The organism is Alkalibacillus filiformis, from assembly GCF_030814115.1.
GTDB lineage: Bacteria > Bacillota > Bacilli > Bacillales > Alkalibacillaceae > Alkalibacillus > Alkalibacillus filiformis.
In genome coordinates this window covers 55,893-71,390 of sequence record NZ_JAUSUP010000001.1, presented here as the reverse complement: position 1 = coordinate 71,390, position 15,498 = coordinate 55,893, and the positions used below count along the sequence as shown (strand labels likewise).

The 15,498-nt window shown below is 36.9% G+C and carries 15 protein-coding genes and 1 pseudogene; 5 read left to right on the top strand and 11 right to left on the bottom strand.

All coding sequences use genetic code 11. The features are described from left to right. Positions 1 to 57 precede the first annotated feature (57 nt). Positions 58 to 276 (top strand): YozQ family protein, encoded by a 219-nt coding sequence (locus tag J2R98_RS00415; RefSeq protein WP_370871910.1) that lies wholly within the window; start codon positions 58 to 60, stop codon positions 274 to 276. A 46-nt stretch (positions 277 to 322) separates the two neighbouring features. Here J2R98_RS00415 and J2R98_RS00410 read toward each other — a convergent pair whose 3' ends face one another. Beyond that, entirely contained in the window at positions 323 to 898 is a 576-nt protein-coding gene (locus tag J2R98_RS00410) for a nitroreductase family protein (RefSeq protein ID WP_307065011.1), read from the bottom strand. Between the two features lie 161 nt (positions 899 to 1,059). Between J2R98_RS00410 and J2R98_RS00405 the strand changes: the two genes are divergently transcribed. Next, the gene (locus J2R98_RS00405) at positions 1,060 to 1,602 is read left to right on the top strand and encodes a lipoprotein (RefSeq protein WP_307065009.1); all 543 of its coding nucleotides are present in this window, start codon (positions 1,060 to 1,062) and stop codon (positions 1,600 to 1,602) included. Positions 1,603 to 1,636: 34 nt separating this feature from the next. Here the strand turns inward: J2R98_RS00405 and J2R98_RS00400 are convergent, their stop codons facing one another. Continuing rightward, positions 1,637 to 1,798, bottom strand: a complete 162-nt coding sequence (locus J2R98_RS00400) for an anti-repressor SinI family protein (RefSeq protein WP_307065007.1) — start codon at positions 1,796 to 1,798, stop codon at positions 1,637 to 1,639. A gap of 189 nt (positions 1,799 to 1,987) precedes the next feature. Here J2R98_RS00400 and J2R98_RS00395 point away from each other — a divergent pair, with 189 nt between their 5' ends. Beyond that, positions 1,988 to 2,359 (top strand): cytochrome-c oxidase, encoded by a 372-nt coding sequence (locus J2R98_RS00395; protein WP_307065005.1) that lies wholly within the window; start codon positions 1,988 to 1,990, stop codon positions 2,357 to 2,359. A 63-nt stretch (positions 2,360 to 2,422) separates the two neighbouring features. On the opposite strand, the gene J2R98_RS00390 is transcribed toward J2R98_RS00395, so the two are convergent. Further along, complete coding sequence (locus tag J2R98_RS00390) at positions 2,423 to 2,818, bottom strand: hypothetical protein (protein WP_307065002.1); 396 nt, start codon at positions 2,816 to 2,818, stop codon at positions 2,423 to 2,425. Positions 2,819 to 2,926: 108 nt separating this feature from the next. Next, a pseudogene (locus J2R98_RS00385) lies at positions 2,927 to 4,449 on the bottom strand (AbgT family transporter). Between the two features lie 208 nt (positions 4,450 to 4,657). Here J2R98_RS00385 and J2R98_RS00380 point away from each other — a divergent pair. Continuing rightward, the gene (locus tag J2R98_RS00380) at positions 4,658 to 5,383 is read left to right on the top strand and encodes a 3-ketoacyl-ACP reductase (protein WP_307065000.1); all 726 of its coding nucleotides are present in this window, start codon (positions 4,658 to 4,660) and stop codon (positions 5,381 to 5,383) included. A 114-nt stretch (positions 5,384 to 5,497) separates the two neighbouring features. Here J2R98_RS00380 and J2R98_RS00375 read toward each other — a convergent pair whose 3' ends face one another. Continuing rightward, a complete protein-coding gene (locus tag J2R98_RS00375) occupies positions 5,498 to 5,956 on the bottom strand; it encodes a divergent PAP2 family protein (RefSeq protein ID WP_307064998.1) in 459 nt (152 codons plus the stop codon). Between the two features lie 239 nt (positions 5,957 to 6,195). On the opposite strand from J2R98_RS00375, the gene J2R98_RS00370 reads away from it, so the two are divergent. Then, complete coding sequence (locus J2R98_RS00370) at positions 6,196 to 7,314, top strand: MGDG synthase family glycosyltransferase (RefSeq protein WP_307064996.1); 1,119 nt, start codon at positions 6,196 to 6,198, stop codon at positions 7,312 to 7,314. 22 nt (positions 7,315 to 7,336) lie between these two features. Here the strand turns inward: J2R98_RS00370 and J2R98_RS00365 are convergent, their stop codons facing one another. The 6 genes from J2R98_RS00365 to J2R98_RS00340 all read right to left on the bottom strand — a co-directional run bounded on the left by J2R98_RS00365 (position 7,337) and on the right by J2R98_RS00340 (position 15,382). After that, on the bottom strand, positions 7,337 to 8,950 hold the full coding sequence (locus J2R98_RS00365) for an alkaline phosphatase family protein (RefSeq protein WP_307064994.1): 1,614 nt from the start codon (positions 8,948 to 8,950) through the stop codon (positions 7,337 to 7,339). A gap of 89 nt (positions 8,951 to 9,039) precedes the next feature. Further along, positions 9,040 to 9,324 (bottom strand): DUF3219 family protein, encoded by a 285-nt coding sequence (locus J2R98_RS00360; protein ID WP_307064992.1) that lies wholly within the window; start codon positions 9,322 to 9,324, stop codon positions 9,040 to 9,042. 250 nt (positions 9,325 to 9,574) lie between these two features. Next, positions 9,575 to 11,536 carry a sensor domain-containing phosphodiesterase gene (locus tag J2R98_RS00355; RefSeq protein ID WP_307064990.1) on the bottom strand — a complete coding sequence of 654 codons (1,962 nt, stop codon included), beginning with the start codon at positions 11,534 to 11,536 and terminating at the stop codon, positions 9,575 to 9,577. A 197-nt stretch (positions 11,537 to 11,733) separates the two neighbouring features. Continuing rightward, positions 11,734 to 12,861 carry a Ger(x)C family spore germination protein gene (locus J2R98_RS00350; protein WP_307064988.1) on the bottom strand — a complete coding sequence of 376 codons (1,128 nt, stop codon included), beginning with the start codon at positions 12,859 to 12,861 and terminating at the stop codon, positions 11,734 to 11,736. Continuing rightward, complete coding sequence (locus tag J2R98_RS00345; protein ID WP_307064986.1) at positions 12,858 to 14,300, bottom strand: spore germination protein; 1,443 nt, start codon at positions 14,298 to 14,300, stop codon at positions 12,858 to 12,860. Before J2R98_RS00345 ends, J2R98_RS00350 begins: the two co-directional genes overlap by 4 nt. Next, the gene (locus tag J2R98_RS00340; protein WP_307064984.1) at positions 14,297 to 15,382 is read right to left on the bottom strand and encodes a GerAB/ArcD/ProY family transporter; all 1,086 of its coding nucleotides are present in this window, start codon (positions 15,380 to 15,382) and stop codon (positions 14,297 to 14,299) included. The genes J2R98_RS00345 and J2R98_RS00340 overlap by 4 nt, the downstream gene beginning before the upstream one ends. Positions 15,383 to 15,498: the final 116 nt, after the last annotated feature.

Genomic DNA, 15,498 nt, shown 5'->3' with positions numbered 1-15,498 from the left:
TTTTTATGCTAACATAATCGACTAAATCCTTGTAGTATAAAATGCACTAGAGCACAAATGCTAAATTTGAACAAACGATCGAATGGAGGTTTCTTAATGTCGAAACAAAAACGCGAGAATGAAAAAGCAAGTCATAAAATCGCAGAGGAAAATTATAAAAATGAGCATTATCAAGGGGACACACAGTTTGAAAAAGGATTAGCCGAAACGTACGAGCAAGTATCCGATGATTATCATGAAGGAACGATTGATCGCAAACTTGGTAAAGAAGATTAAACAAAGAGCCTTACATCGACGTAAGGCTCTTTCCCGTTAATTCACTCTAATCAGTTGTAATCCACGTTGTTTTCTCTTGAAAAGGTGTACGCGTTCCTTTTTCTTTCTTTTGTTCAGGATATCCAATATAAATGAAGCCTAGTACTTCATCTTGTTCTCTTAAGCCGAACAAGTTTTTCATTTTCGGATGATACGTAGGCTTACCTGTGCGCCATATCGCGCCTAAGCCTAAACCGTGTGCTGCTAGTAACATATTTTGAACAGCGGAATTTACCGCGCCTACTTCTTCAATTGGAATGACTTTGTCTTGATCAGACGGTGTTACCGCTACCGTTATAATAACTGGTGCGCGAAATGGTTTCTGCTCAATTCGTTCTAACTTTGCTTGACACTCAGGTGTTGTTGGGTCTTCCATGTCTTCTTTTGCAATGTCAGCAAGTGTACGGCCTAATGGTCTTCTTCCTTCATCTTTTAACACGTAAAATTTCCACGGTTCTGTGTTAAAATGATTCGGCGCCCACGTCCCTGCCTCTAAAATCTTCTCTATTAACTCATCCTCAACAGGCTTGTCCTTCACTTTACCAATGCTTCTTCTTTCATGAATTGCCTCAAAAATATCCATATCTATGTCACCTTTCATCAAGTTGTCCGTTTCCTTTTAGCACTGTTATTATATAACGTTAATGAAAGGGGTGTCAATCTAATTGAGAATGGTTTTCAACTTCACTCCCCCTTATTTTTTGTTACAATATAGTAATAAATCCAAAATTTAGAGGTGATGTTATGAAAAAGGTTTTGTTGCTATTTGTACTGTTATTCATCTTATCAGCCTGTAACGGGAATGGAAGTACGGATTACAGCGATTATGATAAGGAGTTAAGTGAAAAGGCTGGCTACGACGTACACATAATTGAACCTAATGATTTAACGCTAACTGCCGCTAACATTACAACAGATGACGAAGTTGGTTTACACTTCAGCCAAGTGGATGGTGAATTACAATCAGGCAGTGTTGAAGATGAACGAGGAGATGATGTCGAGTATGTCTACGGCCCATACGTAGGTGATTCTAAATACCGTGTTATAATTCAGCCTAAGCCAAATGAATTTCAATTAGAAGAGTATAAATCTGACGAAATGGATATTCACGAAATTAACGGACACGATGTAGCTTATGAGATTAATGATATGCCGCCTGAAGGCTTTTTCGGTATAATTTCGCTTGAAGAACTGGTCATTCATGTCAACATCCAAGGAGATGCTGATGAAATTGAAGATGAAGCGTTCGACTATATCGAAAAGCTTATCGATGCATATGGAAACTAAACTAAAAAACAGCCGAGTCCACAGATGGATTCGGCTATTTCTTTACCTTTTGGCGCTCTTGTAAAAACTGCTGGACCTCTTTTGGCGTTAAACCAATCGCTTCAGCCTCTTTCATTAAGTTGAACCACCCACGGTCTAACTTTTTGTGTTGCTGCTTTAAGCCGCCTACCCCATTTTGCTTTCTTCCGTCGTGCACAACATTCTCCCCCTAAAAAAGAAAACTTTAATTACCTTATGTAGGATTCTTGTTAGAGTTCAGTTGTATCTCATATAATCTCCAAAACTAGTTTAAAACGTAAAGGTTAAATCTATGTTAAGTTTTACTTTTTTCACACACATACTTCCTAATTACGAAGTCATACATATAACTGAAGGAGGTGATGATATGGGGATTAAGTTAATTAAAATATCAGTTGTTTATTTTGTTATTGGCGTTTTATTAGGTTTATATATGTCTATGACTGGACAATACATTTATACAAGTGTTCATGCCCACATCAATTTACTCGGTTGGACGTCTATGACTCTAGCAGGGATCTTATATTTAATATTCCCAAGAGCAGGTATGAGTCCGCTTGGTAAAGTCCACTTTTGGATGCACAACATTGCTTTACCCGTTATGATGCTCGGACTCTTTCTTGTTTTAGCTGGACACCTTCAGTGGCTACCGCTTGTAAGTATCGGGGCAATCGGTGTCGTCATTGCTGTGATTGTTTTTGCGATTAATATCTTTTTGAATGTAAACATAGAAGAATAGTTTCGCTTTTTACATCGTTCACAAATAGACTAATGAGCGATTTTTATTTTGAGACATGCGATTTCATTCTTGTACAATACGTTCACTCAACTTGGGTAACAAACGCTTAATGACAATATCTAGATGAAAATAGATCCAAGCTGGAAGCACACCTAGCACGATTAAGTGAGAAAGTTCAAGTGGCGATAATTGTTCTACTACTAAAGAAAGGCTCGCTAAAATAAGTACCCCACCGTAAGCATACAAGAAAACACTTGCTAAGTAGCGATAGATTGCACTTCTAAAACGATCATGATCGACGATATATTTCACAAAGAAATCTAGCAATTGTCCTAAAGTAAGCATAATCAAAAATGTTACCCAAAAGAACGTCAGAAATGATCCTCCTAATTGAGGTGCAATGACTGTAAATATAAGTGCACTGACAAATGATATGATCAACTTTTCTACAAACTTCACCATCCTCACCTCACGTTTCTACTAGTCTATTTATTATATATGATGGCTTGTTATTCGTAAAAGTGCAAAAAATAACCTCCCCATTGTCACATGGAGAGGTTATAACTATTACTCATTATAGAGAATCGGAGAACCAGGTCCTAGTTCAAGACCAAGGAACATCCAACCAATTAACATGATTGTCCAAACGATCATGAATGCAATTGAGTATGGGAACATAACTGAAATCAGTGTACCAATCCCCATGTTCTTGCTGTAACGTTGCGCAAACGCGATAATAATCGCGAAGTACGGTAGTAATGGTGTAATAATATTAGTTGCTGAATCTGAAATTCTGTATGCCATTTGTGCCATTTCAGGTGAATAACCTAATTGCATCATAATTGGCACGAATACAGGTGCTAACATGGCCCATTTTGCTGTTGCACTTCCGACGAATAAGTTAATGACACCTACGACGAAAATAAACGCAACAATTAATGGAACACCGGTAAAGTTCGCGGCTTCAAGAAACTCTGCACCTAATACACCTAATACTAGACCCATGTTTGACTCATTGAAGTATGCGACGAACTGACCTGCTGTGAAAGCAAGGACAATAAACATACCCATGGCTGCCATCGTATCAGACAGTTGGTTCGCCACGTCTTTATCACTTTTAATTGCCTTCGTTACAATACCATAGACAAGCCCTGGTACGAAGAACAGGATTAAAATAATTGGAACGAGTGAATCCAAAATGGTGATTGGATAATACCACCATCATCTGCACGTAAAGGTCCGTTTGGAAGTAGCACTAGTAATGCAAAACCAATGGCTGTGACTAAACCAGAAACAGTTGCCCATACAAGGCCTTTCTTTTCTGTAGCTTCTAAACCAGTTAGTTCCTCACGATATTCGCCTTTATATTCTCCAAGACGTGGTTCAACAATCTTCTCAGTAACGAACCAACCAACAAGAGTCAGAATAATGACTGAAGCTATTATGAACCAGTAGTTCATCGCGATGTTCATCGTCTCAGCGTATGCAGGATTTACGATTGCCGCTGCTTCAATTGTAATTTCACCTAACATTGCGTCAGTTGCCGATAAGAAAAGGTTCGCACTGAAACCGGCTGATACACCAGCGAATGCTGCTGCTAAACCAGCTAACGGGTGACGACCTAATGCGGCAAAGATAACTGCACCTAATGGTGGTAATACAACGTAACCAGCATCTGATGCTACACTCGACATAATACCAGCAAAAACAATTCCCGCTGTAATTAAGAAACCAGGTACTGATAATACAAACCCGCGTAATGCTGCACTAATAAGTCCTGATCTTTCAGCAATACCGATACCTAACATTGTCGCTAATACAACGCCAAGCGGAGCGAATCCGATAAAGTTATCGACCATACTTCCAAAAATATAGCGAATACCTTCTGTGTTTAATAAGTTGTTAACTGTTACGTCACTTTCATCCCCAGGGTGTTCAACTGATAGCCCCATGTTCGAAACGATTGCAGACGCCACAAGTACCATTAATGCTAAGATCGCAAATAATGTTACCGGATGTGGGAGTTTGTTGCCTGTACGCTCGATGACATCAAGGAATCGTTGAAAGAACCCACGACGCTTCTCCTCCATACGAAGTCCCTACCTTTCTCTTTCTCCCAATTTATAAATATTTAGATAATTTCTTAGTTTGGACAAACGATATTATATAAAATTTGTCGAAATTTAGGAAGGGTATTTCTCTATAAAATTCACCACATCGAAAAGGCGAAATTTTTGAAATCATTCGTGTATCAAAGTTAAACTAAATACTATACTAGCTTTAAAGGAGTGACAGGTGATGGGTCAAAAATTAGAAGGTAAAATTGCATATATTACAGGAGCTAGCCAAGGAATTGGACGAGCAACAGCTATCGAATTAGCTAAAGAAGGTGTGAATGTCGGCTTAATTGCTAGGCAAGAAAGTAAGCTAGAAAAAGTCGCTGAAGAAGTGAAAAAATATGGGGTTAATGTTGATATTGGGATTGTAGATGTTTCTGATTTGACAGCGGTAGACCAAACCATTAAAAACTTAGCCTCAACATTAGGTACACCAGACATTTTAATTAACAATGCTGGTATTGCTTCATACGGTAAATTCTTAGAAACAGACCCTGAAGAATGGCGCAGAATTTTTGACGTCAATGTCTTTGGCATGTACAACGTCACACGTGCTGTCTTGCCATCTATGATTGATGAAGATCGCGGTGATATTATTAACATCTCTTCTAGTAGTGGTCTAAAAGCTACAGCTGGAACATCTGCTTATTCCGCTTCTAAATTTGCTGTTCAAGGCATGTCAGAAGCGTTAATGCAAGAAGTTCGTCCACATAACATTCGCGTATTTACGATGAACCCGAGCCTAGTTGCGACAGAATTGCCATTTGGTGAGGAGCTAGATGAAAAGAACGATCCTGAGAAACTCATGCAGCCTGAAGACTTAGCTGAATATATGGTGGCGCAGCTCAAGCTTAACCAACGTATTTTCATTAAGCAGTCGTTACAATGGGCGACGAATCCGTTTTAAACTACAAAGCTGGAGAACGAAAAATTTATAACGCAGGAGAATTCTCAATGAATTCATCCTGTGTTTTTTATATCGTTATACACGATTTTCGTAATCATTAAATTCAATGGAATGTTACCTCTTCTCTAAATTGGCTGTAATCAGTCCAATTAAGGAGCCTAATAAAGCTCCACCAAGCACTTCGATCGGTTGATGACCTAAGACCTCTTCTAACTCTTTATCCTTTTTAACAAATTGAAAGCTTGGATAATTTCCTGAAAGTTCTTCGAAATGACCTTCTAAATCATTGACGATTTGAGCAATTTCACCAGTATGTCGACGAATTCCTTGTGCATCATACATGACAATAATTCCAAAGATGGTTGCTAAAGCTGTTTCAGTATGAAAAACTCCTCTACTTGCTGCCATATAAGAGGTGAGTGCTGAAACGCCAGCTGAATGGGAGCTTGGCATCCCACCAGACATGCCTGCTTGTTTCACATCCCAACTTCCTGAAACTTTTTTATGAGTAAAGATTTTCAAACCTTGAGCAATGCCAATCGCTGAAAGTGCTGTTACTATTCCTCTTTTCATTTCCTCACCATCTTTTAACCTTTTACTATTTTAATCCCCTTACTTAATCATAATTATTCAAAGCAATATAATGATTACAATTAGTCGCATTAGTGTAGCTCATAAAATTGACCTTACATAAAGTTGCGCTTCAATGAAAAGTTTTTCTAAACAAAATCTAATAACATCTATAGACAATATGATTAGTCACCCTCTAAATGGTGCACTCTAAGGATAATACATTATAGTGAGGGAAAGTCATGCAGAAGAAGATCCTTATCTTGTCAGAACCATTCGGCTTAGGGCATACAAAGGTTGCTGAAGGCATCGCACAAAGAATCTCTATGTATGATTCTTCAGTCGACATAAAAATTATGGAATTAGGAAGCGTTCTAAAACCATTTGTTACTTCTGTGTTCGTCCACTCCTATCAAAAGTTAAGCACGCAATTACCGTCTTTATGGCGAAAGTTATACCATTTTCAACAGCATCAGCCTGTATCGATTTCATTACAAAATTTTATTTATCAACTATTTCATCGTAAAATTGAAGATCTTCTTGAACAATACAATCCAGACTTAGTTATTTGCACGCACCCATTTTGTAGCTCAACTGTTGCGCGGAAAAAGAGACTAGGTTTTGATGTAAAACAATGTACCATCGTAACAGACTGTTTTGCTCACGGAATTTGGGTTCAACCTGAAGTTGACCTTTATTTTGTACCAACTCAAGATGTTAAAGGTCAAATTATGAATATGGGAATCCCATCAAACCGAATCAATGTGACTGGCATCCCAGTTGACCCTAAGTTCTCTTCTAACGAAAACAAGCACCAAGTTAGAAAACGGTTAAGCTTGAATGAACAATTACCTACTGTCCTCATTATGGGCGGTGGGCTAGGACTAGGTGGTATACCTGAAATAACGAAAATCTTATCGAAGTGGAAAGAGAAACTACAGATTATTGTTTGTACAGGCAAAAATGATAAACTAAAAGATTCTCTATTGAACAATAAAGATTTACTTCATTCCAACATTAATATTTTGGGCTATACTGAAGATGTCGATCAATGGATGGGGGCTGCTGATTTATTAATCACTAAGCCTGGTGGTTCAACCTGTTTTGAGGCGATTTCCAAAGGGGTCCCTCTACTTATTTACCAACCGCTTCTCGGACACGAAGAAGAAAACTGCCAATTCTTTGTGAATCAAGGGCTAGCCATTAAGTTATCAGACGATGCGATGATTGATGATTACATTTATAAATTACTTTATGACCCTGATGATATTAATAGGGTTCGTGATAAAATTAGTCAATTCCAACAAAAATTAGATCCTCAAAGAAGTGTAAAAAGCATTGTAGACCTCATCTATCAATAAGCTTAACGAATAAACCTCCCAATTAATTCAGGGAGGTTTCATCATTTATTGGTTCGGAATCATCGGTCAATAACTTTAAAATATACTCTTTCAAATCCACCATACGGATATATTCGGGTGTTTGATCTGTACCAGTTACAATCATAGAAGCCAGTAAGTCATTTCGATGAAGCCCTCCATGTTCTCCACCGGCTTCATGAATTGTAATTCCTTCTGCCCGAAAAGAATGTCCTGGTTTAGCAGCTAACATGATTTTAGGTGTGTCATGACTATTTAATGCTGTCATTATGTGGTTAAGAACATCTGGATAATTAGAATAGACTACTTCATTTCCGTTCATGTCTAAATCTAAAATCTGTTCATTACCTTCGATCGACCAGCTTTGATTATATGGGTCTACCCATTCACCATTTTCTTTAAAGTATAAAGACACTTCATCATTAGGGCTAATGACACGAACTTCATCCCCTTCTTGCCAAGCCACAAAATCAATTCGGTCATCCTGTAAAGAATGTTCAGCTAGTTCTGGGAGCAGGTCAGCATCATGTACATCATATACATAAGCTGAACGCTGATTAATCCCAAACGCAACATCACCTTGACTGACTGGTTCACCTAATTTAGAAAGGCTATAATGATTATAGAGACTTTCTAGATCTATCGCGATATCTTCTCCTTTTTCAAGCATTTGGTCTTGTCCGTGGTCACCAAATACAATGAAGATATTTTCTTCTAATGCTTCTTCCCAACTGTTATAACTGTTTAATATGCCTTGTAAATAGCCATCAGCATCCTCAACTCCACCAGTATAACTTGGACTTTTCTTATGCGTTTCTCGGTCATTTTTCGGGAAAAATATAAAAGTAAAGTCAGGTTGATCATCTTGTGCGATTAGCTGTTGAGCGACTTCCATTGAATATTCATCTTGAAACCCAATACGTTTAAATAAACTATCAGATAAGTTCTCATCATCTTCAATAATCTCAGGTTTAGTCACGCGCCCTAACGCTAATACGTTAGGTCCTTTCGTTTCGACTGTTTCAGGTAAATCAGTTACTTCGTCTAAAAATAACGGAACATTGAGTTGATGAGTATGATTACCACGATATACCACAAGATTAATGGAACCTGAAGTTAATCCTTCATCATCTAGATCTTCAAAAATTGTTGTGACGTCTTTGTTTAGATGCTCATTATTCAAACGGTATAATACATCATATGTTGATTCGGTGAAGTCATTTTTTACCCAAAATTGCCACGTCGTTCCGTAGTTAACAATACGATCGGCTTTATCATCATACCAAGAAAGGCCTGGAACGTGATGTTGATCAGGCATTTCACCTGTAAGAATTGTACTCTCAATGGTAACTGACATACTCGGTGCAGGCGCAACTAATTCTGGATAGTACTGACCGTTCTCTTTTAAAAATTGCAGGGCAGGTGCATCGCCTTCTTCAATAACATGATTTAATGTATGATCCATCAATGAATCAATCATAACCATGACGACCTTTTTATCAGAAAATGAACTATCCACCTGTTCTTGATCCTTTTCATTCTCAGCAGAATCATTTGAACAACCTGAAGTTAAACTAAACAATACTAATAAGAGAAAAATAATAAAGGGTCTGTTCACTTTGACCAGCCTTTCTAATACACTGCTTAGTTGTTGGCATTAAATAGTATTTTTCCCTTATTTCATGTGACTACTCTTATTCAAACGGATTATTTTTCTACCAGCATTAAATAAAAATCTCCTACAGAACCTTCTTCATATAGATTTGTAAACGACGTCGAATAATTGTAAATCGTTGCTTCCATGTTGATTTGCTCACCTGGTACTGATACATGGAAATCATTTTTATACAGTAACGTAGTCACGTCATGATAATCTTCGTGTTTCACCTTAAAACTGAACTTAATTAACCTTTTGACTTCAGCGGCAACATAAATTTGACTAGACTCAAAATCCTCTGCTGTTATTAAATAATCGTTTATATAAACATCCATGAAAATGCCTCCTTTAGTATTAACATCTAATGTAGGCCATTAGTAGTCAGTGTGCAAAGGAAACGCAAGTTAATGTGTATAATGGATAAAAATGATTTCAGGAGGAGAAGATTATTTCTTGTATATTTTGTAATATTATCACAAAGTTGAAAAAAGAATTGATCATCTATGAAAATGAATATATTTGAGAGCAAATCGGATGATAAGCAACTTAAAAAAGAGGCTGTTCTTCACAGCCTCTTACAACTTCTTAATAATGATTTAATTCTTCCTCTAATGCTTTCTTCTCTGTTATATCCACACAAGAACCAATTACTTCGATGACTTCACCATTCTCAATAATTGGCCTTAGCTTCGCAATGTAGTATATACCATTAAGCTCGGCTTCGTAACTTGCTTCATGACCTTCCCATGCTTGAGCATAGAACTGTTCTTTTTCTTTAGCTTGTTTGTTTGGAACAAAATCATATAATGTTTGTCCAACAACATCATTAGAGGTTAAGCCAAGCCTTCGAACTAACTCGCCTTCGCACAACGTATGGACAAACCCGCGGCTCGTCTTAATAAATTTAAGCGTCATGCCTTGTTGTTGGCTTAATGTATTTTTCAAATCGCGTTGTAGCTGTTTTAGTTCTAGTTCAGCTTTCTTCCTTCTTGTAATATCACGAGATACGATGATGATATGTGAGATTGAACCATCTTTATTTAAAACAGGGTTACCATGGGCCTCTACCCATATTTCATTGCCTTTAGCATCTTTCAGTCTTGCTTCAACGTAACGGGACTCTTTCGCTATAAATAGTTGTTTGAACTCTTCTTTAACATGTTCAAGATCCTTCTTTGAAATGAAGTTAAAAACTAATTGCCCTTCCATTTGTGAACGGTCATAGCCGAGCAATTTATTATTAGATGTTGATGCATACTCAATAATTCCTTCACTACTTACAGAGATCACAAAGTCAGACATATTTTCAGTAATCAGGCGGTACTTCTGTTCGCTATCGATCAATGCTTGCTCTAGGCCTTTTTGTTTTGTCATATCTTTAATAACACTATATACGCCAACAACCCGTTCTCCTAAGCGCATTGGAAAGCAATTAACATTACATGAAACATAACCACCATCTTTATGAATGAGCTGAACATCAATTGGATCTGGCTCACCACCCATTACAACGTCTTCAAAATGCTCCTGCGTTTTCTCAGCATCGTCTGGGTGTACGTGTACATCGAGTTCTTTATTTAAAACTTCGTGCTGACCAAACCCTAATATCTTTTCAACGGCTGGGTTCACACTTAAAATCTTACCAGTCATACTAAAGGAACATACGAGATCGGGGTTTTGTTCAAACAATGACTTGAAACGATGATCATGTATTTGGGCTGACCTTAAATTAACTTTCTCTTCTAATCGATAAATCATTTCGATCGCTTTAGATTCATAGTGTGTTATATTTGCTTCAAAGTCATTTGCTAACATCGGTTTACTAAACACGAATCCTTGTGCTACTGAACAGTGATGCAACGCTAAAAAAGTAACAACTTCTTCAGTTTCAACACCTTCAGCTATAATTTGCAAATCTAAGTTGTGACACATTTGAATAATGTTTTTAACGATCGTTGAGTCTTTATGACTGTAAGGAATGTTGCTCATAAAAGAACGGTCTAACTTAACTGTCGTAATGGGTAAATCACGCATATAGACCAATGTTGAATTTCCTTTACCAAAGTCATCAATCGCAACTCTAACACCCGTTTTTGAGATTCTTTTCAATGTGTATATAACGGTTGAAACATCACTCATAACGGCGTTTTCTGTAATTTCAAGTTCTAAATAATGTGCTGGTAGTCCGGTTTCTGCCAATGTATCCATAATGACTTCGTAAAGTTCATTTTGTTCAAAATCAATCGGTGATATATTAACAGAGATGACTGCCTTTTGTAAGCCTTCATCATGCCACTGTTTATTTTGTTTACATGATTCTTTTAGCACCCATTTCGTGATTTCAGTAATTGCACCAGATTTTTCGGCCATAGGAATGAAGTCCGCCGGTGAAACCCACCCTTTTGTAGGATGTTCCCAACGAAGTAACGCTTCGATCCCAACAACTTCTCCTGTTGTTAAACTGATTTGTGGCTGATAGGCTAATTTAAATTCATCATTACTTATAGCTGACAAAAAATCTTGTCGCTCAAATACTAGATCACTCATTATGCCACTCCTTAAACACATCAAACAGCTGCATTTTTTAGTTTAATTATTATTTATATTCTTTAGGACCTTATACCCTCATAAACTTAGGGTCAAACTTCACAAGAAATTAAAAAAAGTTAAGCCACCTTTTATAGCGGCTTAACCATTATATCGGACAAATGTCACTTATATTTAACATTTATCCTAACTCTTTATTAAGGAATCCTTTCTACACCTGAATCCATTAAATTCACATCGATTTTAATTTCTTGTAACGTATCTTCACCTAGTTCTATATCCTCACCTAACTCCTTCCACTTTTGATGATCTTGTCTAAACAATTCATAAGACAGACTATACACGTCAGCTTCAAAATCAAGTGCTTGTTCAAACGTTTTTCGAACATCTTCTTTAATAGTCTTTTCAGCAGAAGCAACGATCTGTTCCTCTGTAATATCATTTAACATTTCAATAAGCCTTCCTTGCACTTCAATTTCTATGTCAAATGTAACCGGATCCTCATTTTGATTAGGGATTATTTTAACATCTTTCACTCTAAAAACTGCTAATCCACTCGGTTCTAAATCATCATTGTACACAACGATCGGGCTTCGTCTCGTCTCTTCTTGAATCCACCGTACACCTAACATTTCTTCATCTTTTAAAATCCCGTAGTATTGTTTACCTTGAACTAACGAAACAGCGTTAACTGATAAGTTGCTTTTATAGCCTCCTTCATCAATCCAACGGTCATCTTCTATACCAATAACCGGTAGCAACACCGTACGACCTGGCTCATTTCTATTAGCATTAAACTCATTATATATAATTGGACTTATATAAGAACTTTGTCCGTGGCTTTCTTTCGGTTCTCCAAAATAAGAAAAGATGACATTTAAATTCATAATTGGGAATGTATTTAACAACTCTTCTAATGGTTCGTCTGTGGCGAACATCCATAAGTTCGGTCGTATTTCATAAAAGCGTGATAATACATCGATTGCACCCTCTATATCATTATTCAAAGCTTCCTCTGTAAAAACTACACTAGATAAATGCCCCCAAAATATACGACGTTGTGCAGCTGGGTACAAATCATGAACAGCATCGACAATCGTCTCACCTTGTCCTTTACCAACAATAGCTTGAAGTCCTTCGCCACCTTGCTCACCACCGGCACTAGGTAAGGCTTGAAAGTTAAAGACTTGTGCATAAATTTCATATTGATTGTCTTGAAAATCCAAACCAATCGAATGGATATAATACATATCTTCAATTTCATCCGAATCCCAGCACCCAGACAACAGAACTAACAACATTACAATTAATAATCGCTTATTCATTTTGGTGTATTCCCTCGATCTGTGTCTTTTACATCCAACATTGTGGGCCTTTTCTTTTTTAGCTTTTCTGGTGGATGAATGATAGCTTTAACTGCACCTCTTAAGTTAAACGGTGCAATGGGTGCCAAATATGGCATATTAAATGACCTTAAGTTTGCCATATAAATTAGAAGTAAAAAACTAGCTACAAAAAAGCCATATAAACCAGTAAAAGAAGCAATTACTAATACAAAAATCCGCAATAGACTGACGACACCTGATAAAGACTGGTTAGCGATTGTAAATGTTGCGACAGTCGAAGTGGCCACCATCACTACATTCGCTGGGCTTGTAATTCCTGCACGTATAGCAGCATCACCAATAATTAATCCACCAACGACACCAAGTATTTGACCAACATTAAAAGGGAGCCTCAAACCGGCTTCTTTTAACAAATCAAACAATAAAACGAGCAATAATGCTTCTACTGGTGTTGGGAGTGGTACACCTTGCCTCGCTTGAGAAGCACTTGATAAGAAGACTAATGGAATTTGGTCTTGATGGAAAGCTGAAAGTGCAACCCAGAACCCTGGTAGTAATATGCCAATGATTAATCCAGCCAATCGCATAATACGTTCGAATGAATTAAAAAACCAAGGATACACTTGATCTTCGCCTGTTTTTAAAATATACGGTAAGTTTACAGGTGCAGTAAGTGCTACTGGGGAACCATCAATGAACAGTACAAAACGCCCCATTAACAAGCTATTAACCGCAAAGTCCGGTCTCCCCGTGTAATGATACATTGGTAAAATTCTTAGTGGTGTTTCGTGAATTAACTCTTCCAGCTGATTTGTATTCACTAAGGCATCTATGTCTATATTTTTAAGTAACGACCTAATATGGTTAATCGTCTCATCACGTGCTATATCATTAACAAATAATAACCCAACAGGCGTTTTAGAACGTTCACCGACCGTAAACGTTTCATAAACTAACGAATTAGTTTTAAGACGCTTCCGGATCAGTGCCACATTGATTTCCATTGATTCAACAAATCCATCACGCGGCCCTCTTACAGTTACTTCAGCACTGGTTTCCTCCGTCTGTCGTGCGGGTGGACTCGCTAAATCGTAGAGGTAGTTTTCTTTATTTTCATAGAGATGTATAATAAGCTCGCCAGAATATACTTTTTCTATAATTTCTTCTTCCTTATATACACGTTTGTGAGACATTTTATGAAAATTTTCTATCGCTTCAGTAGCTGTCTTAAAATGTGAATTTATTAAATGACTTTTAAAAGTCGGAAGAAACTCTTCATTTAAAAACTGCTCGTCACATAAACCTTCACAATAAATAAACAATAGTTTCTTACCTTCAATAGTAAGGTCATAAGTTTGTACGTCTTCAGAATCTTTAAAGAGGTCTTTAAGTTTTTGGGAATCAAGCTGTGAATTCATGAAGATCCCTTCCCCTTTCCTTTTATCATCACAATAATCAGGAGAACAAATGATAATGTCGTAATGAAGATTAAATTAAATGGTAAGTAAAAATTCTTTAAAAAAGAGACAAAAAGCATGTCATTAATCGGTAGCATCGCAATAGTCAATACAAATAAACAAATGATCGGTAATATAATTTTTCGTTTTTTAACTTGATTAATACGTAAAATCTCCATTAACATAAAGAGACTTAACGAAATTCGTATTAAACCACCAGATAACCATTGGTAAACTGAGAAAAAATCTAAATGTTCAATGTATCGTCCAATCGTAACTAGTTGCCATTGTGAATAAGCAGGAAAGCGTTGTTTCATCGCAACTTCAGGTCCAAAAGCAGCAATTCCTCCCATGACTGGGCCTAACCCGAGCATCATTAAAATAGCTGTTATCATTAAAATGCCACTATAACGAATTTTGGTCTTAATTCTGTGTTGGATAAAAACTATAATAAAAACTTCCACCATACACGCTGTTGTAAAGATCATTCCCATTAACATAGGGTGAAACCCATCTACTAATACAGGAAATAATAATGAGTAATTTTTATTTGGCAAATTCGTTGTTGCGACAAAGAAACCTAAAAAGATTACGATCGGAAGTAAAATGGTATTAACAATTACAATCGTTCGAATACTCATCGAAACTAAATATAGGCAAATGAAAAGAAACATTATAAGTAATATCAATTTGGGTGTGTTTGGTAAATACGTAATACTCGTCCAAATCGTTAGATCATATAGCGTCACGGTCGTAGTAAGTAATAAAAATAGACTTATAAATGCAACAATCGGATAAACAATCCATTTCGAGATTCGATCTTGCATCCATTTAATAATGTGTTCTTGATTTGTTTTCTTCGCAATAAATGGAATGATATATACCCATGGAACTAATGCGATAAAAGTACCGATAATACTAAGCCACGCGTCTCGCCCAGCCGCTTCATATAACGCTGGAATCATGATGACGTGATTCAAGAGTCCAACAGATGTCACAAGCAATAATAATACATAAATAAAATTGACCCGCTCATTTTTCATATAGCTCACCTTCTATATATGACCCTAAGTTTATAATGAGAAAACATGTTGGCATTTATACGCAGTCCAACTAATAATAGGTAAAATAAAAAGAATGGACCTTCTAATAATAGAAA